The sequence below is a fragment of the Acidobacteriota bacterium genome, assembly GCA_039683095.1.
In the GTDB taxonomy this organism is placed as follows: Bacteria; Acidobacteriota; Aminicenantia; order Aminicenantales; family Saccharicenantaceae; genus RBG-16-66-30.
On the sequence record JBDKSB010000003.1, the window covers coordinates 105785 to 132233 of the forward strand.

At 67.7% G+C, this 26449-nt stretch carries 19 protein-coding genes; 8 read left to right on the top strand and 11 right to left on the bottom strand.

The window, feature by feature from the left end; all coding sequences use genetic code 11:
* Positions 1–3: 3 nt before the first annotated feature.
* From ABFD52_04065 to ABFD52_04085, 5 genes are all read right to left on the bottom strand, one after another.
* Positions 4–987, bottom strand: coding sequence for a hypothetical protein (locus ABFD52_04065; GenBank protein ID MEN6559933.1), 984 nt, complete (start codon positions 985–987; stop codon positions 4–6).
* Positions 984–1916: an aspartate/glutamate racemase family protein gene (locus ABFD52_04070; GenBank protein ID MEN6559934.1), complete on the bottom strand. Its 933-nt coding sequence runs from the start codon at positions 1914–1916 to the stop codon at positions 984–986. Before ABFD52_04070 ends, ABFD52_04065 begins: the two co-directional genes overlap by 4 nt.
* A gap of 13 nt (positions 1917–1929) precedes the next feature.
* On the bottom strand, positions 1930–3117 hold the full coding sequence (locus tag ABFD52_04075) for a M20 family metallopeptidase (GenBank protein MEN6559935.1): 1188 nt from the start codon (positions 3115–3117) through the stop codon (positions 1930–1932).
* A 74-nt stretch (positions 3118–3191) separates the two neighbouring features.
* Positions 3192–3491, bottom strand: coding sequence for a hypothetical protein (locus ABFD52_04080; GenBank protein ID MEN6559936.1), 300 nt, complete (start codon positions 3489–3491; stop codon positions 3192–3194).
* Between the two features lie 101 nt (positions 3492–3592).
* Positions 3593–3943 (bottom strand): hypothetical protein, encoded by a 351-nt coding sequence (locus ABFD52_04085; GenBank protein MEN6559937.1) that lies wholly within the window; start codon positions 3941–3943, stop codon positions 3593–3595.
* 916 nt (positions 3944–4859) lie between these two features.
* Between ABFD52_04085 and ABFD52_04090 the strand changes: the two genes are divergently transcribed.
* A complete protein-coding gene (locus ABFD52_04090) occupies positions 4860–7004 on the top strand; it encodes a CHAT domain-containing tetratricopeptide repeat protein (GenBank protein ID MEN6559938.1) in 2145 nt (714 codons plus the stop codon).
* A 4-nt stretch (positions 7005–7008) separates the two neighbouring features.
* Here the strand turns inward: ABFD52_04090 and ABFD52_04095 are convergent, their stop codons facing one another.
* Complete coding sequence (locus tag ABFD52_04095) at positions 7009–7683, bottom strand: hypothetical protein (protein ID MEN6559939.1); 675 nt, start codon at positions 7681–7683, stop codon at positions 7009–7011.
* 1 nt (position 7684) lies between these two features.
* Positions 7685–8209: a sigma-70 family RNA polymerase sigma factor gene (locus ABFD52_04100; protein ID MEN6559940.1), complete on the bottom strand. Its 525-nt coding sequence runs from the start codon at positions 8207–8209 to the stop codon at positions 7685–7687.
* A gap of 162 nt (positions 8210–8371) precedes the next feature.
* Here ABFD52_04100 and ABFD52_04105 point away from each other — a divergent pair, with 162 nt between their 5' ends.
* Complete coding sequence (locus tag ABFD52_04105) at positions 8372–10723, top strand: hypothetical protein (protein MEN6559941.1); 2352 nt, start codon at positions 8372–8374, stop codon at positions 10721–10723.
* 29 nt (positions 10724–10752) lie between these two features.
* A complete protein-coding gene (locus ABFD52_04110) occupies positions 10753–13185 on the top strand; it encodes a glycoside hydrolase family 95 protein (protein MEN6559942.1) in 2433 nt (810 codons plus the stop codon).
* A gap of 75 nt (positions 13186–13260) precedes the next feature.
* Here the strand turns inward: ABFD52_04110 and queA are convergent, their stop codons facing one another.
* Positions 13261–14310 (bottom strand): tRNA preQ1(34) S-adenosylmethionine ribosyltransferase-isomerase QueA, encoded by a 1050-nt coding sequence (gene queA / locus ABFD52_04115; protein MEN6559943.1) that lies wholly within the window; start codon positions 14308–14310, stop codon positions 13261–13263.
* A 17-nt stretch (positions 14311–14327) separates the two neighbouring features.
* Entirely contained in the window at positions 14328–15377 is a 1050-nt protein-coding gene (gene ruvB / locus ABFD52_04120; protein ID MEN6559944.1) for a Holliday junction branch migration DNA helicase RuvB, read from the bottom strand.
* Positions 15378–15684: 307 nt separating this feature from the next.
* On the opposite strand from ruvB, the gene ABFD52_04125 reads away from it, so the two are divergent.
* The 5 genes from ABFD52_04125 (at position 15685) to gltA (ending at position 24101) form a co-directional block, all read left to right on the top strand.
* Positions 15685–17550: a PAS domain S-box protein gene (locus tag ABFD52_04125; GenBank protein MEN6559945.1), complete on the top strand. Its 1866-nt coding sequence runs from the start codon at positions 15685–15687 to the stop codon at positions 17548–17550.
* Positions 17547–20240 carry a PAS domain S-box protein gene (locus ABFD52_04130; protein MEN6559946.1) on the top strand — a complete coding sequence of 898 codons (2694 nt, stop codon included), beginning with the start codon at positions 17547–17549 and terminating at the stop codon, positions 20238–20240. The genes ABFD52_04125 and ABFD52_04130 overlap by 4 nt, the downstream gene beginning before the upstream one ends.
* A 22-nt stretch (positions 20241–20262) precedes the next feature.
* A complete protein-coding gene (locus tag ABFD52_04135; protein MEN6559947.1) occupies positions 20263–21639 on the top strand; it encodes an HD domain-containing phosphohydrolase in 1377 nt (458 codons plus the stop codon).
* A gap of 213 nt (positions 21640–21852) precedes the next feature.
* The gene (locus ABFD52_04140) at positions 21853–22689 is read left to right on the top strand and encodes a sulfide/dihydroorotate dehydrogenase-like FAD/NAD-binding protein (GenBank protein ID MEN6559948.1); all 837 of its coding nucleotides are present in this window, start codon (positions 21853–21855) and stop codon (positions 22687–22689) included.
* Positions 22668–24101, top strand: a complete 1434-nt coding sequence (gene gltA, locus ABFD52_04145; GenBank protein MEN6559949.1) for an NADPH-dependent glutamate synthase — start codon at positions 22668–22670, stop codon at positions 24099–24101. Before ABFD52_04140 ends, gltA begins: the two co-directional genes overlap by 22 nt.
* Before the next feature lie 59 nt (positions 24102–24160).
* Here the strand turns inward: gltA and ABFD52_04150 are convergent, their stop codons facing one another.
* Both ABFD52_04150 and ABFD52_04155 read right to left on the bottom strand, forming a co-directional pair.
* Positions 24161–25324 carry an ABC transporter permease gene (locus ABFD52_04150; GenBank protein MEN6559950.1) on the bottom strand — a complete coding sequence of 388 codons (1164 nt, stop codon included), beginning with the start codon at positions 25322–25324 and terminating at the stop codon, positions 24161–24163.
* Positions 25321–26445, bottom strand: a complete 1125-nt coding sequence (locus ABFD52_04155) for an ABC transporter permease (GenBank protein ID MEN6559951.1) — start codon at positions 26443–26445, stop codon at positions 25321–25323. Before ABFD52_04155 ends, ABFD52_04150 begins: the two co-directional genes overlap by 4 nt.
* Positions 26446–26449 lie beyond the last annotated feature (4 nt).

A 26449-nucleotide genomic window follows, 5' to 3' on the forward strand; every position in this document is an offset into this window, starting at 1 on the left:
GGCTCAGGCCAGGCCGCAGCGCTTCCCGGCCGACTCGATGATCGCCCGAATGAGCCCGCGGTAATCCTCGTCCTCGCCCTGGGGCGAGCCGTGGTAGAGGGTATAGATCTGCGGCGCCCAGCTCTTGTGGGGCTTGAGCCCGGGGATGCCGTTGACCTCGATGATGCGCAGTTTCCCCGTCCTGTCGACCCGCATGTCGATGCGGACGTGATCCAGGCAGCCCATGGCCCCGGCGGCGGCGTCGCCCAGGAGCCGCGCTTCTTCCGTTCGGGCCCCGGCCAGGCCGATGCGGGTCAGGCCGACGCCCCGCAGGTCGCTCCGGAGGATGCGGTAATTCCGGTAATGCGAGTCCTCGACCGTGACCAGGCCGGGCAGGACCTCGCGCGTCTTGCCGTTGCCGATGACGAGGGCCGTGTATTCGTCGCCGGGCAGGAACTCCTCGACCAGGGCCGGCTCGTCGAACTCCTGTTCGACGAAGGCGACGCGGCGGCGGAGCTCCATCTCGTCGTGAACGACGCTCTCGTCGGAGATGCCGACCGAGCGCGATTCGCAGATGGGCTTGACGAAGGCCGGATAGGAGACGGACGAGGCATCGTCGGCCGAGTGGAGGAGGACGTGGGCCGGCACGGCCACGCCGGCCGCGGCCAGGATCTCGTGGGTCTCGAACTTGTCGATCATGGCCCGCATGGTCCGGCTGTTCGAGCCGATGTAGGGGATGCGCCGCTCGTCCAGGACGTCGGCGACCCAGGTGCCGGCGGCGTTGCGGCCGATGAAGGCCTCGTTCGGGGTGATGTGGTAGAGGGCGCTCCAGACGATGTCGAAGTCGGGCTTGTCGACGAGGCGGAAGAACTCCGCTTCGTCCGCGACGTAGGCGACCCTGGCCGGGTGGCCGAGCGACTCGGTGGCCGCGCGCATGGATTCGGTGACCTTCATGTCTCCCCAGCCCTGGGCGTCGCCGCCCGGGCCGGTCAGCAGCAGGATCCTCATGACGTTTCTCCGTGGAAGAGATCGGGTTCGCAGCGGTAATCGAGAAGGGCCTGGGCCGCGGCCGCCGAAACGGGCCCGAGGCGCCGGGCCACGGCCCGCCGCTGGGCCTCGGCCAGCTCGACCTTGGAAACGACCTCGACGGGAACGGGCCGTAAGCCGGAGCCGGCCGGGCGCCGGGCCAGGCCGTCGGTCAGGCCGTCGACGAGGCGCTCGCCCGGATCGAGGATGACGACCCTCGATCCGGTCAACCGTCCCAGCGAGGCCCGGAAGGACTCGGCGACATAAGCGTAGTGCGTGCAGGCCAGCCCGGCGTAGACGGGCGCTTCGGGGGGGATCCGGGGCGAGAACCGGCGGACGCATTCGTCGACGAGACCCGGCAGCGCCGGCGAGTCGGGATCCTTGTCGATGGCCGCGGCCAGGCCGTGGCAGGGCTCGGCGACGACGCGGCCCGGGTCCAGGCCCCGGCGGGCCATCCGCCGGATATGTTCGCCCGAGCCGATGGTCGTCCGTGTGCCGACGAGGGCGAGCACCCCGGCGGGGTCGCGCAGGAGCTCCCCGGAGAACAGGGCCGCCCCTTCGTCGAGGATGCCGGTCACGGGGACGGCCGGGAACCGGCTGAAAGAGGTCGCTTCGTAGACGACCGACAGCGTGTTGCAGGCGATCAGGATGAGGTCCGGCCGGAAGGACATCATCGCGGCCAGGGCCCGGTCGAAGACGGCGGCCCTGGCGCCCATGTCCGGCAGGTCGTTGTAGCCGCGACTCGCGTCCGGCCAGGCGTTGACGTAGACGAGGCGGACGGGGCCCTGGCCGGCCGTCCCGCGCAGGCGCCGCTCGAGCCCGGCGCAGATAAGAAGCCCGCCCAGGCCGGAGTCCGTGACGATGACGGTCAGGCCGCCGGGCCGGTCCTCGAAGGCGGAGAGGCTTTTCATCCGGGTGGCCGCCTCAGGCGATCCCTTCCGGCGCGTCCCCGGCCCCGGCCCGGAAATCCGCCCGGACGCGCTCCAGGAGGCCCGGCTCGGTCAGGATGCGGGCGGCCGCGGCGGCCAGGAAATAGACGCCGTCGAGGAGGGCTTTCTCGCCGCCGGGACCGACGGCGTCCCGGGCGAAGCCCTCGGTGTGGATGGGGAAGTCGCTGGCCTTGATCATCGGCTCGATGGTCGGCGCTACCCAGGAGACGTTGGCCAGGTCGGTCGAGCCGTAGGACTCCCGGAGCCTGGCCGGATCGGGGCGGCCGCGCTCGACGAAGAGCTCCGAAAAGACGTCCTCGAGGGCGCGGTTGCGGCGGAAGGTCGTGACGCCCGGCCCGGGCTCGCCGACTTTGACCCGGCAGCCGGCCTCGGCGGCGGCCTTTTCGGCCAGGCCCCTGGCCTCGGAGACCAGGCGCCCGAGCCCGGACATGGTGTCGGCCCGCAGGGAGAACCGGCCGCGGGCGTAGTCGGGGATGATGTTCGGCACGTCGCCGCCCGATTCGATGATGCCGTGGAAGAGCGTTCCCGGCGCGAATTTCGTCCGGGGCAGGGCGGCCGCGTAGTAGAAGGCGACCAGGGCGTCGAGCGCGTTCCGGCCCTCCCGGGGCGCGGCGGCGGCGTGGGCCTTCTTGCCGAAGAACTCGACGACCAGGGTGCGCCGGGCCAGGGCCTGGCAGATGACCGTGTCCAGCATGTGGGGATGGATCTGGAGGACGACATCGGAGCGGGCGAAGACCCCGTCCTGGATCAGGCGGACCTTGCCGCTGCCGCGCTCCTCGGCCGGGGTGGCGACGACCTCGATCGTGCCGGCAAGGCCGTCCGCGAAAGCGGATTTCAGGACGACGGCGGCGTAGGCCCCGGCCGTGCCGATGATGTTGTGGCCGCAGGCATGGCCCAGGCCGGGGAGGGCGTCCATCTCGGCGGTGAAGGTCACCCGGGGACCGTCCGCGGACAGGGAGCGAACGGCCCGGAACGAGGTCGGCAGGGCCTCCGAGGCGGGGGACAGGTCGAATCCCTCGGCCTTGAGCAGGGACCGGAGCAGGCGCGACGTCCGCACTTCCTCGAAGGCGAGCTCGGGATCGGCGTGGATGCGGCGGCTCAGGTCGAGGATATCGGAACGGCGTTCCTCGACGGCCTTGGCGATCCGGGCGTTGATGTCCATGTCCGATCAGGAGCCATGATAATTCAGAAGCAAAATTGTTGTCAAAAGGCGGCGCCGTTCTCGGCGCGGCTCCTTCAGCCGCCGGTCTCGTCGATTTCCGCGGGAACGAGCTTGATCGAGTCGTGGATCCTGAACGACTCGCCCCTCCTGGCGCCATGGCCGCGGCAGACCGGGATGATGTACCACGCGGGGTCGTCCGAGCCGCCGTCCCTCTGGACAGGCGCGCCGGCCTCCGGCCTCAGGTAGCAGCTGACCTCGGAGCAGTAGCGCGGCAGGGGCTGGCCGCTGTGCTTGAGCCAATGGTCCAGCCATGAGCCGCACCGGCATTCCGGGCCGTCCGCCCCGTTGACGTTCTTGACCTTCAGCGCGTTCATGACGATAAAGTCCTCCACTCTCCGCAGGCGATCTGCGCCGCAGCCGTCAGGGGACGCCCCGACGGCTCTTTCCCGGCTAGCAGTTCAGTCGGCCGCGTGGATCAGCAATCAATCCAAAGATAGTAAAGGCTCAAAGGGCCGACCTTGCCGCCGCCGAGACCGCTGTAGATCAGGATGTAGCACCGGTTGTCGCAACAGTTCGGGCAATCGCATCTCTCCGGGACCGGGCCGGCGGCCACGGGAACGAGCCTCGCGATCTTGCGGACGACGCCGTCGTAAGTCACGTACTTCGCCGTCGAAGGCACGAAGGCGATGTCCGGCCCGTGGACCTCGACGAGGGGACCGATGGCCCCGGCCGCGGCCGGCGGGTCGTTCTGCTGGACGCCCGAGACGATCCCGAGAAAGAGCACGTCGAAGAGCACCAGGAAAAGTCCGACTCCATTCTTTTTCATTGGCTTCCCTCCTGAGGATATTGGCATCTCTCCTGATGATAAAGACACTCGGCCGGGCCTTTTCTCGTCGCCGCAAAAAAATATTTTTTCCAGGGGCTAAATGGGGTCGGCTTGCCGGTGACGCCGTTTTTGCCTAGAATGGCGGGATTACCGGAGAAGGCTTATACAAAAAATAGCATTTTTCATCCCCAAGCCGAGGATCCGGGCGCTCGCCGCCCTGGTCATCGCCGGGACCAGTCTGTTCGCCTTTCCCAAGAGCGGCCCTGGGGTCGGGTCCGGCGAGGCGGAACCGGCCTTCCTGGCGGAAGGCGCGGCCCTGGTCGAGAAAGGGGCCTACGAAGAGGCCATCGCCTATTTCAAGGAAGGCCTCTTACGGCCTGATGCGAGGACCTCCGAAAGGGCCCGCATCTATCATTTACTCGGCTACCTCCTCCTGTATGTAGACCGGAATGAGGAAGCCATTCAGAACACGCACGTCGCGCAAAAGTGGGCAATCGAATACGGGCTAAAGGCCGAAAACGCCGAGTTCAAGGCCGAATCGGCCATCATCCAAGCCTACATTCGGGCTCTCGCCCTCCGGAGCTCGCGCGACATCCCCGGCTCCAACGCAAAATTCGAGGAAGCCTTTCGGCTGGCCGGAACAGACGCGGGCCGGCCCTACCGGCTCAAGATCGCCGGATCCTGGAGCGTCAACTATACGACCTCAAAGGACGGGCAAGCAAAATATCTTGACCTCAACTTACGGGCCCTTGAACTGGCGACCACACTTAAGTACAAACTCGAGGCCTCCCGGGCCGCAAATAAGGTCGGCGCGTATTACGCCATGAGAAGCGATTATTCCCGGGCCCTCAGCTTCTTTCTGAATGCCCTGAATTATTCAAGAGATGTCCCGGACAACGGGAACCTGATCGGATGCTTGAACAACGTCGCCGGGATGTACAGCTCCCTGGGGGACTATGTCAAGGCGAAAGACTATCTTCTGGCCGCTTTTTCGCTCCTGCCAGAAGGCTCGACGAGGGCTTTCGATTCTTCGGTGCTCCTCAATCTTGGCACCCTGTTCTACGGCCTGGGGAAGCGTCTGCAGTCCGATGACTTCCTGCAGAGGGCCCTGGACTGCTTCGGTTCCTTCCTCGAACTCAAGAGCGTGCCGGGGGGCGGGCCTCTCCGCCTGGACGCGCTGGCCGGAATGGCGGCCGTTTATATCGACCAGGGCCGCGCAGATGAGGCGCGGAGGATCCTCGCGCCCGCCCTCGGGGAGGCCATAAAAACGAACGCCCCGTCCCTCACCGCCGGCAAGATCCATGCCCTGTCGGGGAGCTTGTCGCTGCGGACCGGAAACGTCCCCGAAGCCAGGACGCATTTCGAGGAGACTGGTTCCATATCCGAACGGACCGGAAGCCCTCTCCTGAAGGCGGACGCCGCTTTCGGCCTGGGCCGCTGCGCCGAAGCGCTCGGGGACTACGGCCAGGCCATCGAGAACTACGAGCATGCCCTTGAGATCGTCGGCGAAGGGTTCTCCGGCATCGTCAGCGATATCCAGCGGGCCGAATTCATCGGGACGACCCTCAAGCCCTTTCAGGCCCTGATCGGCCTCTATCTCAAGCTGTCCAGGACGGAGAACAGCGACATCTATGACCGCGAGATGTTCCGCCTGTCCGAGTATCTGAGGGCCAGGTCCTTCCGGGAGTTCCGGGACAGGCTGTCCAGGAATCCGCCGCCCCCTGCGGGAGCGCCGGAGGGACCAGACGAGGCGGCGCTCAACCGGGAACGGACCGGGCTGCTGAAGTCGCTGTCTCAGGGAGGCCTCGGCGGGGATAAGCGGGAGCGGATCAGGGCCAGGCTGATCCAGCTCGACGACCTGCTGGACGCCGGGATCCTCGACAGATACGGCCCGGCCGACCCGACCATCAGGTCTCCCAAGCCCATGTCCCTCGATGTCCTTCAGGGCCGGGTCCTGGACGACCGCACGGCCGTCCTCGAGTACCTCCTGGGGGAGTCGGCGTCGGTCCTTTTCTGCGTCACCAGGCATTCCCTGCGCCTCATCGAGCTGCCTCCGGCCCGCGGCATCAGGAACGCCCTGACGGGTTATCTGGCCTTCCTCGAGGACCCGTCGATGCCCGTGGGGAAGGGGCTCCCCGCGGCCAAGCGGCTTTACAGAACCCTGCTTGAGCCCGCGGAGCCGTTCCTGCCGGCCCGGGTGGACCGGCTGATCGTTATCCCAGACGGGATGCTCTTCCGGCTGCCGTTCGAGGCCCTGGCCCTGCCGGCGGCGGAGGCGGCGAAACCGGTCTATGTCAACGACCGCTTCACCGTCTCCTACGCGCCCTCCGCCTCGTCGCTGGAGCTTCCCGGGACGGCTCAGGAAGTCCAATACGCCAAGAGCGCGCTCGCGTTCGGCGTTTCGAAGTACCCGCGTCCGAACCGCCTCAGCGCGCAGGCGGCGCCTCTCTCGCCGAGCGCCATCCTCGACGACATCTACGGCCGGCGGGGCTTCGAGATCGGCTCCCTGCCCCACGTCGGGGAGGAGATCGCCGACCTGGCCCGGAGGCTCGGCCCGGGCAAGATCGACGCCTACGAGGGACCGCAGGCGACGGAGAAGGCGCTGAAGGGGCTCGATCTCAAGGCCTACCGGCTCATCCACCTGGCCTGCCATGCCTTCTCCGACGACAATAACCCCTTGAGGTCGGCGCTCCTGCTGGCGCCCGGGGACGGCGACGAGGAGGACGGCTATCTCCAGGTCTCCGAGATGTACAACCTGGGGACCAACGCGGACCTGGTCGTACTGTCCGCCTGCCAGACGGGGAGGGGCACGATCGTCATGAACGAGGGCAACCTCGGCCTGCCGCGGGTTTTCTTCTATATGGGCGCCCGGTCGGTCCTGTCGACGCTATGGCCGGTCTACGACAACGCCGGGGCCGCCTTCATGAAGAGCTTCTACGACGCCTATTTCGGCGGCCAGGGCGAGGCCGAGGCCGTTCGGGCCGCGAAGAAGGCGATGCGGGAGAAGGGATTCTCGCATCCCTTTTTTTGGGCGCCCTACGTGCTGACGGGCGGGTTCTAGCGGGCTATTTCCGGACCGAGAACTCGGACAGCTTCGAAGCCAGCTCCTGTCCGTCCTCCAGGACGGCCGTGACCCTCCAGAAATATGTCTGGCCCGCCGGAACGGCGTCCCGCGCCTCCTCGGGGAGCTTCAGGCGGGTTTCCGTGACCGGGTCGCTCTGCCAGGTCTTTTGCAGGGACTGGTCGAAGATCTCCACGACATAGCGCACGGCCCTGGGCGCGGGCTCCCATTTGAACTCGATCTCGCCGGCGGCGACCGAAGCCTCGTTCTTGGGGACGATGAGCCGGACCTGGGTCTCCGAGACGCCCCGGATGACGGGCCGCTCGGTCAGCCGGATCACCGAATAGGTGACGATGGCGAGCCCGGCCAGCCCCGCCAGGGCCGCGACGGCGGCCCTCCGGCCGACGGACAACCGCGCGCCTTCACCGGCGAACCGCGTCCGACGGGCAGGGGCGTCGGCCAGGATGCCGTCCAATTCGGCCGAGAGCCGGAGAGCCGATCGAACGAGAAGGGCGCAGTCGCGGCAGCCGGCGACATGGTCCAGGAGCCTCGAGCGCTCTTTCCGGCGCGCCTCATCGGTGACCAGCCGGACCAGGTCATCGGGAGCCGGGCATCCCGCGCCGGGTTCGGCTCCTTTCTCCGCCAGGCAGGCCCAATAGGCCGCCATCAGCCCGGACATGTCAGTCTTCAAGGTCGATCCCCCTTTTTCCCAGTATATCCTTCAAGTCGGCGATGCCGCGATAATAGGTGCTCTGGGCCCTCCGGAGGGACCAGGAATGGAGCCGGGCGATCTCCTCGAAGGAGAATCCCTCGAGGCGAAGCTCGAGGACCCGGCGCTTGGCGGCCCCGACGCTCCCGAGCGATTCGCGAACGACCTCCTTCAGCATGTCCATCGCTCCCGGCCGGGCCCGCCCGTATCCATCGATGCGAGACTCGTCGGTCTTGGCCGCGTCGAAGATCTTTTTCTCACGGTTGGTCTTCTGTCCTTCATTGATAAAGACAGACAAAACCACCTTTTTTACATAGGCGTTGAAAAAAATAATTTTTTTCCCCTGGTTCTCCCTGAGAACCTGCCAGATCCTCAGGCGGATCTCCTGGAGCAGGTCGTCCCTCTCGGGGGAAGGCGCGGCGCAGCCGAGGGCCCTGAGCTCCGAGATCAGGAAGGGCGTCAGCGAATCGAGAATATCTTCTATGGATTCCGGCATGACAGAGGCAGCCCCGTACTTGGCGGGGGCCATCGTACTGAATACAGGCGGGAAGTTCAAGCCCTGGAGAACCGCACAAGGAGAGATGTTTATGTTAACATGGCGGCCGACTCGAGAGATCGACGGCCCGCTAGCGAACGGGCCGGCAAGGAGCTCGCAAGGATGAACCTGGCAAAGAAGCCGATCTTGGCCCTCGTCCTGGGCCTTTCCCTGGCCGCCGGGGCGCAGGCCCGGCAGGCCTTCAGGACCGATCGTTTCGAAATGGAGATCAACGCCCGCGGGGAGATCGTCAGGCTGGCCGACCTGAAAACCCGGCGGAATTACGCCCCGGAAGGCCGTCCCGGATATCTCGTCCGGGTCAAGGACGCCGGCGGCGCCGAGCTCGTCCCGGCCGCGGTCCGGGCCGATAAGGACAGGATGACCTTCATGTTCGGGGGCGGGATCGAGCTTGTCGTCCGGGCCGCCGCTAAACCCGATTACCTGCGGTTCGAGCTGGTCAAGGCCGCGCCCCAGGGGAAGATCGACGCCGTCCTCTGGGGACCGGTCCTGACGACGATCGGCGAGACGATCGGCGAGGTGGTCGGGGTCGTGAGGGACCGGGATTTCGCCATCGGCATCCAGGCCCTGAACGCGAAGACGTGCGGCGGCCGGCTGGTCAACGAGGAAGGGACGACGGAGGGCCGGACAACGGCCACGCCGGAGCCCTTCGGGTCGAGCCTCCAGGCCTTCTGCGTCAACCAGGCCCGGGACCGGGTCATGACCGTCTGGCGTCAATTCCGGAACGTTCCGGTCAAGGCCCTGCCCGGGTTCAGGCTGGAGGGGACCGCCCTGGCCGTCTTCGGGACGACGCCCGGCGCGGCCCTGCCCCTGATCGGCAGGATCGAGCTGGCCGAGGGCCTGCCGCATCCGACGATCGACGGCGAATGGATCAAAACCTCGGGGGTAACGGGCCGTCCCTACCTGATCGCCGATTTCGGCGAGAAGAACATCGACGAGATGCTGGAATACGCCCGCCGCCTGGGGTTCTATTCGCTCTACCACAGCGGCCCGTTCAGAACCTGGGGCCACTTCGACCTGCTGGAGGAATTGTTCCCCAACGGCCGGGCCGGCATGAAGCGGTGCGTGGACAAGGCCCGGGCCATGGGCATCCGCATCGGCTCGCACACGCTCACGAACTTCATCACGACGAACGACCCGTTCGTCACGGCCCCGGCCAACCAGGGGCTGATGGCCGCGGGCGTCGCCGCCCTCCAGAAGGACATCGACCCGGCCGCGACGGAGATCGCCGTCGACCGCGAGGACTGTTTCAGGCAGGAGTCGACCCTCAACAGCGTCCTCATCGGCGGCGAGATCGTCCGCTACCAGGACGTGACCGGGAGCGGGCCGTACGTCCTGACGAACTGCGTCCGGGGGGCCTTCGGGACGGCCGCGGCGGCCCATGCCAAGGGCCAGCCGGCCAGGAAGCTCATGGACCACCCCTACAAGACCCTCTTCCCCGATTGGCCCATGCAGGAGGAGCTCATCCGCAACCTGGCTGCCTACTTCAACGAGACCGGGGTCTCGCACATGGACTTCGACGGCCACGAAGGGACCTGCTACCTCGGCCGGGGCGATTACGGCCACGACCACTTCGTCGAGGCTTTCCAGTCGCAGGTCGACCACCTGGTCGTCAACGGCTCGAGCAACGTCGGCCATTTCTACTGGCACATGAACAGCTACATCAATTGGGGCGAGCCCTGGTACGCGAGCTTCCGGGAGAGCCAGTCGGAATACAGGTTCAGGCACCAGCCGTTCCTCGAGCGCAACTACCTGCCCAACATGCTCGGCTGGTTCCTCATGACGCCCGACACGCGGCTCGAGGACATCGAATGGATGCTGGCCCGGGCGGCCGGATATCGCGCCGGCTACGCCTTCGTCGCCGATCCCGAGTCCTTCGAGAGGAACCCCGATACGGACGCCATCATCGCGGCCATCAGGACCTGGGAGGAAGCCAAGCAGCTGGGCGTCTTCAGCGAGGAGCAGCGGGCCAGGCTCAAGGACCCGGAGCGGGATTTTCACCTGGAGAGAACGGGGGAGAAGCGCTGGGCCATGCGGAGCTTCGACAAGTTCGTTTTCGAGCACGCCAGGAAGGTCCTCCAGCCCGGCGAGCCGGCGCAATCGGAGTTGAGCTTCGAGAACGCCTGCGAGGATCAGCCTCTTCATCTCCATCTCCTGCTCACGGGAGGGGCGGACGCCCAGGCCCGGGAGGTCGGGATCGAGGTCGACCGGTTCTTCACGGTGACGGTCCCGGCCACGCTGAAAAAGGGACAATCCCTGGTCTGGGACGGCTCCGGCCGGATGATCCTCTACGACGACAAGGGGCGTAAGGTCCAGGATCTCCCGGCCGGCCGGAGCCTGCCGCTGCTCGGGAAGGGCAGGCACACGGTCGCCATCGAGGCCCGTTTCGACGGGAGCGACCCGGTCATCAAGGGGACCGTGAAGCTCAAGGGCGCGGTCGAATCCGTCGAACGATGAAGCTCATGAACGGACGGCGGGAGGCTGGATTGAAAACCTGGCGCGCAGGCGTCCTGATCCTGATCGGGCTCGGATTCGGCTGCTGGGGCCGGGCGCCCGGCCGCGCCCCCGTGAAGCTCTGGTACGACCGGCCGGCCGACGCCTCTGTGCCGGACGTCAAGGACGGCTGGCGGAACGATCCGGAATGGCTCAAAGCCCTGCCCGTGGGCAACGGCTCCCTGGGGGCCATGGTCTTCGGCGACGTGAACCGGGAGCGTCTGCAGCTTAACGAGAAGGGCGTCTGGTCGGGCGGCCCGGATGACAACGACAATCCCGGGGCCGCGGCCTCCCTCGGCGAGATCCGGCGGCTGCTCTTCGCCGGGAAGTACAGGGAGGCGACGGACCTGACCCTCAGGACGCAGGTTTGCAGGGGCGCCGGTTCCGGATACGGCAACGGCGCCGAGGTGCCGTTCGGCTGTTTCCAGACACTGGGCGACCTGGGGCTCGATTTCGGGAAGACGTCGGCCTTTGAAGATTACCGCCGCGAGCTCGATCTCGAGCGCGGGATCGTCAGCGTATCCTACCTCCAGGACGGGGTCCGCTATCGGCGCGAGGTCTTCTCGAGCTTCCCCGACCGGGCCCTGGTGGTGCGCCTCGCGGCCGACAAGAAGGGCGCCCTGAGCTTCAAGGCGGCCCTGACGCGTCCGGAGCGCTGCGAGACGCGGACGGAAAAAGGCCACCTGCTGATGACCGGCGTCCTGACCGACGGCAAGGGCGGCAAAGGGGTCCGTTACGCCGCCCGGCTGAAGGCCGTCGCCAGGGGCGGGCGCGTGACCTGTTCACAGGGCGCCCTGGAGGTCAGCCGGGCCGACGACGTCGTCCTGATCCTGACCGCCTCGACCAGCCACAAGCTCGAATACCCCCGTTATCGCGGGGCCGACCCCCTGGCCGCGACGGCGGCCGAGCTCGAGAGCGCCGCCTCCCGGCCCTACGCGTCCCTGCTCCGGCGGCACGTCGAGGATCACGCCCGGCTCTTCGGCCGGGTCCGCCTGGCCCTGTCCGGCGGCGCCCCGGATGCGGTCCCGACGGACCGGCGGCTGCGGGGACAAGAGGACCGCCCGGACGACCTGCGCCTGCAGGAGATCTATTTCCAGTTCGGGCGCTATCTCCTGATCGCCTCCTCCCGCGAGGGGTCGCTTCCGGCGAATCTGCAGGGGCTTTGGGCCAACAAGATCCAGACGCCCTGGAACTGCGATTATCACACGGACATCAACGTTCAGATGAACTATTGGCCGGCCGACCCGACGAACCTGGCCGAGTGCAGCGGACCGCTCACAGGGCTCATCGGCTCCCTGGTCAAGCCGGGCGAGCGGACGGCCGCCGTCCAATACGGGGCCGCCGGCTGGTGCGTCCATCCGATCACCAACGTCTGGGGCTTCACCGCGCCGGGAGAGCACCCGAGCTGGGGATTGCATGTCGGGGCCGGCGGCTGGCTCTGCCACGACCTCTGGGACCATTATCAGTTCACGCTGGACCGGCAGTACCTGGAGGCGGTCTATCCGATCATGCTGGGCTCGGCCCGGTTCTACCTCGATTGGCTGGTCGCGGACCCGGCCACCGGCGAGCTGGTTTCCGGGCCGGCGACCTCTCCCGAGAACTCGTTCGTCGCGCCGGACGGCTCGACGGCCCAGATGAGCATGGGGCCGTCGCATGACCAGGAGGTCATCCGCGATCTCTTCACCAGCGTTCTCGCGGCCGCGGCCGTCCTCGGGGACAGGGACCTTCTTCTGCCGAGGATCGAGGCCGCCCTCGGCAAGCTGGCCCGGCCGCGGATCGGATCGGACGGCCGGCTGATGGAATGGCGGGAGGAGTTCAAGGAGGTCGAGCCCACGCACCGCCATGTCTCTCACCTCTTCATGCTCCACCCCGGGAGCGAGATCGATCCGGAGAGAACGCCCGGGCTGGCCGCCGCCGCGCGAAAGAGCCTGGAGGCGAGGACGGACACCGGCACGGGCTGGTCGCTGGCCTGGAAGATCAATTTCTGGGCCCGTCTCGGGGACGGCGACCGGGCCTACCGGCTGCTCCGGAACCTCCTCCGGCCGATCGACCAGACGGGAGTCAACATGTCGAACGCCGGCGGGACCTATCCCAACCTCTTCTGCGCCCACCCGCCCTTCCAGATAGACGGGAATTTCGGGGCCACGGCCGGCATCGCCGAGATGCTCCTCCAGAGCCATCTCAAGGAGGGCGGCCGGTACGTCCTGAAGCTCCTGCCGGCCTTGCCCGGAGCCTGGCCGAACGGCGAGGTGACGGGCCTGAGGGCCCGCGGCGGCTTCGAGGTCGACATGACCTGGAAGGCGGGGAGGCTCGTGAGAGCCGAGATCCGGTCCGGCAAGGGCAGCCCGGCGATCGTCCGCTATGGGACGGCGGCCCGGGCCGTCGATCTCGAGCCCGGCCGGAAGCTCGTTTGGGCCGGTCGATAAGAGCCCGGCCGGAAGCGCCGGTCGGGGGGAGCCGCCGGAGCCGCATGGCCGGAGCGGGGCTTTGCCGGCGTCCGCTCAGAGGATAAGCATGCAGTCGCCGTAGGAGAAGAAGCGGTAGCGCTCCCTGACCGCCTGGCGATAGGCTCGCATGACCAGCTCGTAGCCGGCGAAGGCCGAGACGAGCATCAGCAGGGTCGACTGGGGCAGGTGGAAGTTCGTCAGCAGCCGGTCGACCACATGGAACTCGAACCCGGGGGTGATGAAAAGCGCCGTCGAGCGGCGGCCCGGGCGGACCGCGCCGTCCTGCCAGGCGCTTTCGAGCGTCCGGACGACCGTCGTGCCGACGGCCGTGACCGGCCGGCCCTCCGGCCTGGCGGCATTGATCGCCCTGGCCACGGCGGGAGCGACGGCGTAGCTTTCCTCGAGCATCCTGTGGCCGGCGACGAGCTCGGCCCGGACCGGCTGGAACGTGGCCGGGCCGACGTCAAGGGTGACGCGCCGGACCTCTACGCCCCGGTCCCCGAGGGCCTTCAATATGCCCTTCGTGAAGTGAAGTCCCGCGGTCGGGGCGGCGATGGCCCCTTCCCGCCTCGCGAAGACAGTCTGGTAGCGGTCGATGTCCTCCGCTCTCGCGGCCTCGTCCTGCCTGGCCCGCTTGATGTACGGCGGCAGGGGGGCATAGCCGGCCTCGCGGAGCAGGGCCCGGACGTCGGCCCGGCCGAAGTCGAGGAGCCGCCGCCCTTCCTCCCCCCGCCCCGCCACCCGGGCCGCTGCTCCCCCGGGGAAGCGGACGGCGCTCCCGTCGCGGACCCTTTTCGCCGGCCGGCACAGGACCTCCCAGGTCCCCGGACCGGCCTCGCGGATGAACAGGAACTCGATCTTCGCCTCGCCGCTCGCGCCCCAGAGACGGGCCGGCAGGACCCTGGTGTCGTTCAGAACGAGCAGGTCGCCAGCGTCCAGGCATCCGGCGAACTCGCGGAACCGGCCGTGCCGGATGGCGCCGGCGCGCCGGTCCACGATCATCATCCGCGAATCGTCGCGATGGGGGAGGGGGTGCTGGGCGATGAGCTCCGGCGGCAGATCGTAGTCGTAATCCGAGACGCGAAGGGGATTGCCGGAGGTCATGGCCGCTCGGTTTGGGATCAGTCCCTGAAAAGCTTCTTCTGGCCGGACGGCCGGGCCTTGCCGCGCGAGCCGGGCTCGCGGTATTCGTAGCCCAGGTGGGCATAGGCCTTCGGGGTGATGACCCGGCCGCGGATGGTCCGGTCGAGGAAGCCGATCCGCATCAGGAAGGGCTCGTAGATGCTCTCGATCGTGTCCTTCTCTTCGTCGATGGCCGCGGCGATGGTGCCGATGCCGACAGGCCCGCCGCCGAAGTTCTCGATGATGGTCGAGAGGATCTTGCGGTCGACGTCGTCGAGCCCCAGGGCGTCGACCTCCATCATGTCCAGGGCCCGCTGGGCCTCCCTGGCCGTGATGACGCCGTCGCCCTTGACGTCGACGTAGTCGCGGACGCGGCGCAAGAGGCGGTTGGCGACGCGCGGCGTGCCCCGCGAGCGCAGGGCGATCTCGCCGGCCCCGGCGTCGTCGACCTTGACCTTGAGGATCCTGGCCGAGCGCTGGATGACCTTCTTGAGGTCCTCGTCCTGGTAGTAATCGAGGCGGTGGATGATGCCGAACCGGCCGCGCAGCGGGGCCGTGATCCGGCCGGCCCGGGTCGTCGCGCCGATGAGGGTGAACTTCCTGATCTTGAGCTTGTGACTGCGCGCCCCCGGCCCCTGGCCGATGACGATATCCAGGCTGAAGTCCTCCATGGCCGAGTAGAGGATCTCCTCGACCGAGGGCTGCAGCCGGTGGATCTCGTCGATGAACAGGACTTCCTTGGTCTGCATGTTCGTCAGGATGGCCGAGAGGTCGCCGGCCCGCTCTATGACCGGGCCGGAGGTCGGCTTGATGCCGACGCCCATCTCCCTGGCGATGAGGTAGGCCAGGCTGGTCTTGCCCAGCCCAGGCGGTCCGTAGAGGAGGACGTGGTCAAGGTGCTCGTCGCGCTTCTTGGCCGCCTCGATGAAGACCTTGAGGTTGGCCTTGACCTTGTCCTGGCCGACGAACTCGTCGAACGTCTTCGGCCGGAGGCTGTCCTCGAAGAGGACGTCCTCCTTCGTTCGGATGGGACTGAGGATGGCTGGCATATTGTCGACTCTCTGCTATTTTACTCAACTCCCGTTTCAGGGCAAGCCCGCCGTGAGACGGCGATCCGCCGGTCCGGCGCCGACCCGCAGGCGAGGCCTTTCGCCGGGGAGCCATCCCGCCGCTCTTGACAACGACCGGCTGCCTGGTCAAGAATGGCTTTCCTCGGAAGCTAGGACCCGAGACGGTTTCCCCGGCCGCCCGGCCGTGAAGGCGCATCGGCCGTCGGTCCGGATCAGAATATCCCGGGAGAGATGATCATCGTCCCTTCATATAGTCTGCCGCGCCGGGCGCGGTGAGGAGCCGGCCATGACGAAGAAGTTCCATCCGGAGGAGCGGATTCGCGCGGCGGAAGAAGCCGTCCGCCTGTCCGAGAGGAAATGGCGGGCCCTCTACGACAACATGCCGGACGGCTTGGTCAGCATCGGCCGGGACGGTCGCATCCTCGGGATGAACAAGGCCTTCCGGGCCCTGACCGGGTACACGGCCGAGGAACTCCGGCGGATGACCTACCTGGATCTGACCCCGAAGAAATGGCACGAGATGGAGAAGACCATGCTCGAGGGCCAGATCAGGAGCCGGGGGCACTCCTCGACCTACGAAAAAGAATATCGGAAAAAGGACGGGACCATCGTCGCGGTCGAGCTCCGCACTTTCCTGAGCGGCGACGAGGCCGGGTCCGGGGAGTGCATGTGGGCCGTCGTCCGCGACGTCTCCGCGCGGCGGCGAAACGAGCAGGCCCTCGTCCGCTCGGAAGAGAAGTTCGCCAGGATCTTCGCCGGGAGCCCGATCTCCCTCTGGCTGACCACTGTCCGGGACATGAAGCTTCTCGATGTCAACGCGAGCTTTGTCCGGGACACGGGGTTCTCGAGGGAGGAAGCCCTCGGACGCACGTCGCTCGAACTGGGGCTTTTCCCCGACGCCGCGGGCCGCGAGCGCTTCATCGCCGGCATGGAGGCTTCGGGACAGGTCCGGGACATGCATCTGACGATTCGCGCGAAGTCCGGCGAGACGCGCGACATGCTTTTTTCCGGGACCGCGGCGACGATCGGAGGGAAGCCCTGCTATCTCGTCTCGGCCGTGGACATCACCGAGCGCAGGCGCGCGGAGGCCGCCCTCCAGCAAAGCGAGGCCTTCATCAAGGCGGTCCTCGACAGGCTTCCGGTCGGCGTGGCCGTTGGCTCGATGGGCCCGCCGACGACATTCATATATATGAACGACAATTTTCCCGGCTTCTGCCGGACGACGCGGGAGAAGCTCGCCGCCCCGGACGGCTTCTGGGACGCCGTCTACGAGGACCCGGCTTTCCGGGAGCGGGCGAGGAAGCGCGTGTTGGAAGAAGGCGCGGCCGGGGACCCGGAGCGGACGCTGTGGACGAACGTCCCCATCACCCGCGCCGGGGAGGAGACGACGTTCGTCACCATGCGGAACGTCCCCGTTCCCGGAAGATCGGTGACGATCTCGCTGGTCTTCGACGTCACCGAGCGCATCCGGAACGAGGAGAGCCTCAAGAAGCGCCTGCGCTACGAGGAGACGCTGTCGTTCATCTCCTCGCTGGCCGCGGCCGCGGCGGACATGGACAGCTTCCTGAACGACGTCCTGCGGAAGCTGGGAACGGCCCTGGATGTCAGCCGGGTCTACATCTTTGAATACCGCCCGGAGACGGACAAGGGCGACAACACCTACGAATGGACGGCCCCCGGCATATCGTCCCAGATGGCCGATTTCCAGAGGGTCCCGGCGGCGGGGGTGACCTGGTTGATGGAGCGGATGCGGAGCAATACGGCCATCAACTGTCCCGACCTGGGCGAGGTCGCCGACGAGAGAACGAGGGATCTCATGGCCTGCGGAGGGGCCGTCTCGGTCCTCATCGTGCCGCTTTTGGTCGGCGGCGACTTCTTCGGCTTCATCGGCTTCGACGAATGCCGCCGCCGCCGGGATTGGCCGCAGGAGGACGTGGACCTCCTTTCTTCGATATCGAGGATCATCGCCGCCGCGATCGAGCGCCGGCGGGCCGAAGCGCGCCTGGCCGAGCAGCTCGACGAATTGCGCCGCTGGCAGACCGTCACGCTGGGCCGGGAGAGGCGCGTCCTCGACCTCAAGCGCGAGGTCAACGAGCTCCTCGTCCGCTCGGGGCTGCCGCCGCGCTATGCCAGCGCGGAGGAGGAGAAATGACGGCCCCGCGGGATCGGCCGCGGCGCGGCCGAGGCGGCGCCCGGCCCCTGAAGCCCGAAGCGGGGGCCGAGGCCGCGCCGTCTCCCGCCATCCTGGTGATCCTGTTCGTCCTGCTCGTCGCCGGCATCTCGGCCATCGGCATCACGGTCTTTCAGAACTTCCGGGCGAGGTTCCTGGCCCAGGCGCAAACGATGCTCGACTCCATCTCCAGCCTCAAGGCCAGGGAACTCCAGGACTGGCGGCAGGACCTGCTGGCGGACGCGGACATCTTGTATCGCAACGCCGCCTTCGTCGAGGCGGTGCGGCGCGGCCTGTCGGATCAGGCCGGGGGCCGGGCCCTGCTTCACGATTGGCTCGACCACTTCCTGACCTCGGGGCGCTATGACCGGGTCTCCATCGTTGACCGGCACGGTTTCGAGATCTTCTGTGTCCAGGGAGAGCTCCAGGGCCTTCCCGCCTGCCCGGCCCGGGAGATCGAAGCCAGCCTCGGGAAGGGAAGGGTGGCCTTCCTGGATTTCTGGCGGGACCGCACTCCAGGAGGCGTTCGCTTGGCGCTCCTCGTCCCCATCCTCGGTCTCGCCCCCGCGCCGGACGAGGCCGGGACGCCGGCCTGCGTCGTCCTGCGCGTCGACCCTCGCCGGAGCCTCTTCCCGCTCATCCGGCAGTGGCCCGGAGCGGAGCCCCGGGCCGAAACGTTCATCGTCCGGCGCGAGGGCGACGACATCCTCTATCTCAGCGATCTCGAGGACCGGCCGGACGCGGCCTTAGATCTGAGATCCCCCCTGGGCCGGCCCAACCTGCCTTCCGCCATAGCCGTGAAGGGAGGGGAGACCGTCATGGAGGGAGTGGACCGGCGGGGAGTGCCCGTCTTCGCGGCCGTGCGCCCCGTGCCCGGATCCCCCTGGTTCCTGGTGGTCCAGATGGCCAGATCCGAGGTCATCGCCGGGCTCCGGGAACGCCGCTGGCAGGCGATCGCCTTCACGGCGGCGCTCATCGTCCTCACCGGCACCGGCCTGGGCCTTGTCTGGCGGCGCCAGCGCGAGATATATTTCCGCGGCCAGGCCAGGTCGTCGGAACGGCTGCGGGAAAGCCTGGAGCGCTTCGAGTTCGTCAATCGCGCCTCTTCCGATATCATTTGGGACTGGGACCTCCGGACGGGGACGATCTGGTGGAATGACAATTTCGCGAGGCTCTTCGGCGGCACGGACGGGGAGACCCGGCAGGGCTACGGATCCTGGATCCGGCGGATCCATCCCGGTGACATCGGCCGGATCGAGGAGGGCCTCCGGGCGGCGATCGATTCCGGGGCCGCCTCGTGGTCGGGTCACTATCGGTTCCGGCGCGAGGACGGCGCCTACGCGGAGGTCGAGGACCAGGCCTATATCAGCCGTGACGGCGGGGGCCGGCCGTTCCGCCTGATCGGGGCGATGCGCGATGTCACGGAGAGTCACGCGGTCGTGGCCGCGCTCAAGGAGAGCGAGGAGCGTTATCGGCTTCTGACGGAACATGCCCCCATCGGGATCGTCCTTTATCGCGACCACAGGATCATCTTCGCCAACAAGGCCGCGCTGGGCCTGCTGGGCGCGGACTCGGAAGCGCAGGTCCTCGGCAAGTCCGTAGCGGACATCGTGCATCCCGGCTCGCTGGCCTCGGTCCGGGAGCGCCTTTTGAAGATGCAGTCCGGCGAGGACGGGCTCTTCTCCGCCGAGGACGTCTACGTGAGGCTGGACGGCAGCCCCATCGACCTCCAGATCATGGCCACGCCGCTCATCCTCGGGGGAAGCCCGGCCCTCCAGGTCCTCATCTCTGACATATCGGAGCGGAAGAAGTCGGAGAAGGAGATCCACTCCGCCCAGGCCGAGCTGAAGCGGCTGCTGGAAGAGGCCGTCCAGTCGCGCCGGGCCCTGCTCAGCGTGGCCGAGGACCAGAAGGCGGCGGAGGAGGAGGTCCGCCAGCTGAACGTCCAGCTGGAGCAGCGCGTCCGCGACCGCACCGCCCAGCTGGAGGCGGCCAACGCGGAGCTGGAAGCCTTCTCCTATTCAGTTTCCCACGATCTGCGCGCCCCGCTGAGGGCCATCAACGGCTACACCCGGATCCTGTTCGAGGACTACAAGCCGAGCCTCGACGAGAAGGGCCAGCGCATCTGCTCCGTCATCGGCGACAGCGCCCTCAACATGGGACAGCTGATCGACGCCCTCCTGGCGCTGTCCCGGCTGGGGCACTCGGAGATGCGGCTCTCGGCGATCGACATGAGAACGCTGGCCAACTCGATCTTTTTCGAGCTGACCACGCCGGAGGCCCGGGCGAGGATCGACTTCCGGCTCGGGCCCCTGCCGGCGGCCGTCGGCGACCCGCACCTCATCCGCCAGGTCTGGACGAACCTCCTCTCCAACGCCCTCAAGTTCTCGGCGAAGAGGGACAGGCCGGTCATCGAGGTCAAGGGGGAGCGGGCGGGGCGGGAGAACGTCTATTCCGTGAAGGACAACGGCGTGGGATTCGACATGGCCTACGGGCACAAGCTCTTCGGCGTCTTCCAGCGCCTCCACAGCGCCGGGGAATTCGAGGGGACGGGCGTCGGCCTGGCCATCATCGAGCGCATCGTCCGCCGCCACGGCGGGCGGGCCTGGGCGGAGGGCAGTGTCGGAGAGGGGGCGACCTTCCATATCGCCATGCCGGCGAGGGAAGCCTGACCATGAAGAGGGGAGAGGAGCCATGACCCAACACCTGCGCGTCCTGATCGTCGAGGACCTGCCGACCGACGCGGAGCTGTGCGAGCGCGAGATCAGGAAGGTCGCCGCGGCGGCGGAGTTCGAGCGCGTGGAGACGCGGGAGGCCTACCTCTCGGCCCTGGAGGCGTTCAGGCCCGATCTGATCATCTCGGACTTCAAGCTGCCGCGGTTCGACGGCATGAGCGCCCTGCGGCTGGCGCTGGAAAGGGCCCCCGACACGCCGTTCATCGTCACCACGGGATCGATGAACGAGGACACGGCGGTCGAATGCATGAAGGCCGGCGCCTGGGACTACGTCATCAAGGAGCACATCAAAAGGCTGGGGCCGGCCGTCATCAGCGCCCTGGAGCAGAAGCAGGTCCGCCTGCGGCAGAAGCGGGCCGCGGAGGACCTCCGGGCGAGCGAAGAGAAGTACCGCTGCCTCATCGAGTCGACGGACGATCATGTCTATCTCATCGACCGGGACCTCCGCTTCATCTACGCCAACGGAAGGTACCTGCTTCGCCACGGGCTGGCCCTCGAAAGCCTGGTCGGCCGGTCCTACGGGGAGGGGCATAGCCCGGAAAGGGTCGAGCGATTCGCCAGGAGGGTGAACCAGGTCATCGCCTCGGGATCGTCGATCACCTATGAGCATAAGAGCCTGAAGGACGGCCGGACCTTCCTCCGGACCCTGAGCCCGGTGAAGGAGTCCGCGGACGGCCCGATCGACAAGGTCACGGTCATATCGATGGACATCACCGAGCGCAAGCAGGGCGAGGAGAGGCTCAAGGTCGCCTTCGGCTCCATCATCAGCGTCATCGCCGGGATGGTCGAGAAGCGGGACCCCTACACGGCCGGCCACCAGAGGAGGGTGTCGGACCTGGCCGAGGCCATCGCCTGCGAGATGGGCCTGCCCTCGGAACGGGCGGCGACGATAAAGACGGCCGGCATCGTCCACGACCTGGGGAAGATCGTCATCCCGGCCGAGATCCTGAGCAAGCCGTCGATGCTTTCCGAATACGAGTTCAAGCTCCTCAAGACCCATCCCCTCGAGGGATACGACATCCTCAAGGACGTGGACCTGCCGGGGCCGATCGCCCGCATCGTCCTGGAGCACCATGAGCGGCTGGACGGCTCGGGCTATCCCGGCGGGCTGAAGGGCGCCGAGATCCTGCTCGAGTCCAGGATCCTCGCGGTGGCCGACGTCATCGAGGCCATGGCCAGCCACAGGCCTTATCGCCCGGCCCACGGCATCGTCAAGGCCCTCGAAGAGATCGAGCGGGGCCGGGCCTCTATCTATGACCCGGACGTCGTCGATGCCTGCCTCCGGCTGTTCCGGGAGAAGCGGTTCGCCTGGGACGACGGCTCGGCGCGGCGCTGACCGCCGGTCCTCCCGGCCGCGGCCCCGCGGCCATGAATGCCGTTCATCGAAAATCTTTGGAGAATTCATTTCCCCCGGCGCCGGATAGGCGTATGATAGAAGGTTCGTGGGGGCCCCTCCGCGGCGCCGAGAGACCGATCTTTCCCCCGCCTCCTCCGAAGGGATAGGATTGCGGACGGGACCGCCCCCGAGCTGAGAGAAGGAACGGCACCGATGAATCGGATCCTCCGGAAGGACGAACTCGCTCCGGACATCTTCCGGATGCGGCTGTCCGCCCCCCTGATAGCGGCGGGCCGCCGGCCCGGCCAGTTCGTCATCCTGCGCGCGACCCGGGACGGCGAGCGCATCCCGCTGACCATCGCCGACGCCAGCGTCGAGGAGGGATGGATCGACGTCATCGTCCAGGTCGCCGGCGCGGGCACGATGCGGCTGGCCTGCCTGCGGCAGGGCGACGCGGTCCCCGACCTGGTCGGGCCCCTGGGGCAGCCGACCCGGCTCGGGCGCTACGGACGCTGCCTGGGCGTCGCCGGGGGGGTCGGCATCGCTCCCCTTTATCCCATCGCCCAGGCCCTGAAGGCGGCCGGCAACCACGTCACGATCATCCTCGGGGCGCGGAGCCGGGACCGGCTGATCCTGCGGCCCGAGATCGGAGCCTGGGCCGACGAGGTCCTGACGGCCACGGAGGACGGCTCGGCCGGAAGGAAGGGGCTCGTTTCGGATGTCTTCCTCGACCTGGCTCGGCAGGGGAGGGCGTTCGACCGGGCCGTGGTCATCGGCCCGGCGCCAATGATGCGGGCCGTCTCCGAGCTGACCATCCGCCAGGGCATCCCGACCATCGTCTCTCTCAACCCGATCATGATCGACGGCACCGGGCTCTGCGGCGGCTGCCGGGTCGAGGTCGACGGGCAGATGAAGTTCGCCTGCGTCGACGGGCCCGAATTCGAGGCCGAGGGGATCGACTGGGAATCGTTCCTGAGGCGCCTGCACAGCTACAGGGACTTCGAGCGCCGGACGCGCGAGATGGAATCATGCCGGCTGACGAGCGTCTGAACGGCGGCGTCCGCGGCCGGCTCGACCCGGCGGTCCGGGTCCCGATGCGGGAGCAGGATCCGGCTGTCCGGACCGCGAATTTCGACGAGGTCCCGTTCGGCTATTCCGACGAGGAGGCCCGGGCCGAAGCCCGGCGCTGCCTGGGCTGCCGCAACGCGCCCTGCGTCGCGGCCTGCCCCGTCGAGGTCCCCATCCCGGCCTTCGTCCGTCAGATCGCGGACGGCGCCTTCAAGGCTGCGGCCCGGACCGTCCGCCAGGCCAACGCCCTGCCGGCCATCTGCGGCCGCGTCTGCCCCCAGGAGGATCAGTGCGAAAAGGCCTGCCTCCGCGGCCGGCGCGGGGACTCCGTGGCCGTCGGCCATCTCGAGCGGTTCGCCGCCGATCGGGAACGCCGGACCGGCCGGATCGAGGTTCCCGTCCGGAAGGCGGCCGCCGGCTGGCGCGTGGCCGTGGCCGGCTCGGGTCCGGCGGGCCTGACCGTGGCCTCGGAGCTGGCCAGGCAGGGCTGCTCGGTCTTCGTCTTCGAGGCGCTCCACGAGATGGGCGGCGTCCTGACCTATGGCATTCCCGAGTTCCGCCTGCCCAAGGCCATCGTCCGGGAGGAGATCGCGGACCTGGAGACCCTCGGGGTCTGGTTTGTCCGCAACTTCGTCGTCGGCCGGACCGAGACGGTCGACCACCTTCTCGGCCCGGGAGGGTTTGACGCTCTCTTCATCGGAACCGGGGCCGGCTTGCCGGCCTTCCTGGGCATCCCCGGCGAGGGCGCCATCGGCGTCTATTCGGCCAACGAATACCTGACCCGGAACAACCTGATGAGGGCCTACCGGGACGGGGCCAAGACGCCCATCCTGTGCGGCCGCCGGGTCGTGACGGTCGGCGGCGGCAACGTGGCCATGGACGCGGCCCGGACCGCCCTCCGGCTGGGGGCCAGGGAGTCCATGATCGTCTACCGGCGCGGCGAAGCGGAGATGCCGGCCCGGGCCGAAGAGGTCCGGCACGCCCGGGAGGAGGGGATCATCTTCCGGACGCTGGCCAATCCCGTCGCCATCCTGGAGGACGGCGACGGCTTCGTGCGCGGCCTGACCTGCGTGAGGATGGAGCTCGGGGGGCCCGACGGATCGGGCCGCCGCAGCCCCAGGCCGGTTCCAGGCAGCGAATTTCCAGTCGATTGCGACGTCGTTGTCGTGGCCGTCGGCAACCGGCCGAATCCCCTGATCCCGGCCACCACGACTGACCTCCGCGTCTCGGCCCGGGGGACCATCCTGGCCGACCCGGCCGACGGGCGGACGTCCCGGCCGCGGGTCTACGCCGGCGGGGACATCGTGACGGGCGCGGCCACGGTTATCCGGGCCATGGGCGCCGGCAAGGCGGCCGCCCGCAGCATCCTGGCCGATCTCGCGGCCCGCCGCTGAGCGTCGACCCGTCTCCCTGCCCCCCTCCGGGGCCAAAGATAAGCTTGCAGATCGCCGCGTCAGGCCGCCGTCGCCTTTCTCCTCCTGGGGACGGCGACGAGCCTCAGGCACAGCCAGGAAAGCCCGAAATAGAGGACCGCGAGAAGGCCCTGGTGGAGATAGGCCCCGCCCAGCCAGCGGAGGGAATCCGGAATGGCGGTCAGGGTGGTCCAGGCGTTCAGGATGGGCGTCGTGGGCAGGATGGCCGCGATCGGGCGCAGGACCGGCGACATGTCCTCGAGCGGCCAGGTGTAGCCTCCCAGAAAAAAGGCCGGCATTGAGAAGAAGACCGCCGCCTGTATGAGCGCTTTCCGGCTCCTGAAAAGCGCGCCGAGGACCTGGGAGAAGCCGACGACCGCCTGGACGAACAGGACGAGGAGCAGGACGAGCGGCAGGAGATTGGCCGAGGGCATCCGCAGGATCCAGAAGTACCCGCCCAGGACGGCCAGCAGGATGGGCGCCTGGCAGATCGTATAGATGAACTGCCGGCGGAGGAGGTAGCGCAACGGGCCGCCCGCCGCCGCGACCGCGCCGGCCAGGGTGCCCTGCTCCGATTCGCCCGCGATCGCCACGGCCGAGCCGACCAGCAGGCACTGCTGGATGATCATGACCAGGATGCCGGTGAGGACGAAGAAGGAATAGTCCACCGCCGGATTCCCCAGGGCATGGGAATGGAAGCGCAGGGGCAGGACCATGTCCCGGGCCTGGGCCGCGGGCGCGAGCTTCTTGTAGATCAGGAACTTGATCCCGGCCTGGCCGAACCCGAAGGCCTTTTGCATGGCCGTCATGATGAAGTTGGCGTTGACCATGTTCCGGGCGTCGACCAGCACGTCGATCTGGACGGGCTGGCGCGATTTCAGATCGCTCTCCAACGAGGCGGGCAGGACGATCGCGGCCATGATCCGGCCCGCGGCCATGTCCTCGCGGGCTTCCTGCTCGGTCCGGACGACGGACACCACGTCGAGCTCGGGGCAGCTCTCCATGTAGTGCCGGGCCAGGCGCGAGCCGTAGTCGGCGTCCCGGTCGACTATGGCCACCGGGTAGTCGCGGCCGACGCGGTTCATGAACAGCGTCCCGTAAGCCAGAAGCCCGAGCGCCGGGAAAATGACCAGGTAGATCAGGACGACCTTGTCCCTGGCCATCTTGCCTATTTCGCGCTTGATGAATCGGCCGATTCCGCTCATGCCCGGCCTCCGGAGAACCGCTTTGCCTTGACCGCGACCAGGGCCAGCCCCAGATAGGCCAGGGCCTGGGCGGCCAGCAGCCAGGGATGGACGGGAAACCCGGTTCCGTAAATGATCTTGGCAACCTCCTCGAGGAACGGCGTCAGCGGGGAGACGCGGGCCAGAGCCCGCCAAAACGAAGGGAACAGGAACAGGGGCCAGGTGTACCCGGAGATGGTGAAGCCGACGGCCCCGACGATGATCATCAGGGAAGTGCCGAGCGCCTGGTCGCCGGCCAGTCCGGCCACGGCCATGCCCATCCCGATGCAGGCCAGCGAAAAGACGGCGAAGAGCGCGGTCAGCGCGACCGGCTGGCCCAGAGGCAGCCCGAACAGGGGAAAGAAGACCCCATAGGTCAGGGCGAAGGGGACCAGGAAGAACCCGAACAGGACGGCGGTCTTGACCGCCAGGAAAAGGGCCTTCGACCGCCCACGGTAAGCCGCCGCGTTCATGAAGAAGGCGGTCGTGCCGAGCAGGGTCATAAGTTGGAAGAGCACGGCCAGCAGGACGCCCGGGAGCATAAAACGGGTGTATTCGAGGGAGGGATTGTAGAGCGGCCGGAAATTGATCCCGACGGGCTTGGCCAGGAACTCGCTGCCGCTGGCCATGATCCCCTTGTCCTTGAACTGATCCTGGAGGAGGTCTTTCTGGTACCAGGATTCGACCTTGTACAGGTTCTTCATCAGCGTCCGGCCGGGCAGCAGGAAGGTGAAATCCTCGTAGACGACGACGTCGGCGGTCTCCCGCCGCGCGATCCGCCGGGAGAAGTCGCCGGGGATGACCATGAAGCCGCGGATCTTCCGCTGGGACAGGAGCTTGCGGCCTTCCTCCATTCCGGTCAGGACATAGCGGAGGTCGAAGGCCGGGTTGCTTCGGACGAAGCGCACGAGCTCGCGGGAGTCGCGGCTCCCGTCCTGGTCCCAGACGGCGAAGGGAATGGCCCGGGCGGTCCTGGCCGGAAGGAAGACCGCTCCGAACAGGACGTCCAGGACGACGGGAACGGCGATGAGCAGGACGAGGAAGGTCCGGCTCCGGAGGCAGGCCCGGACCTCGCTCTTCGCCAGGGAAAGAAAGCCTTTCATGCTC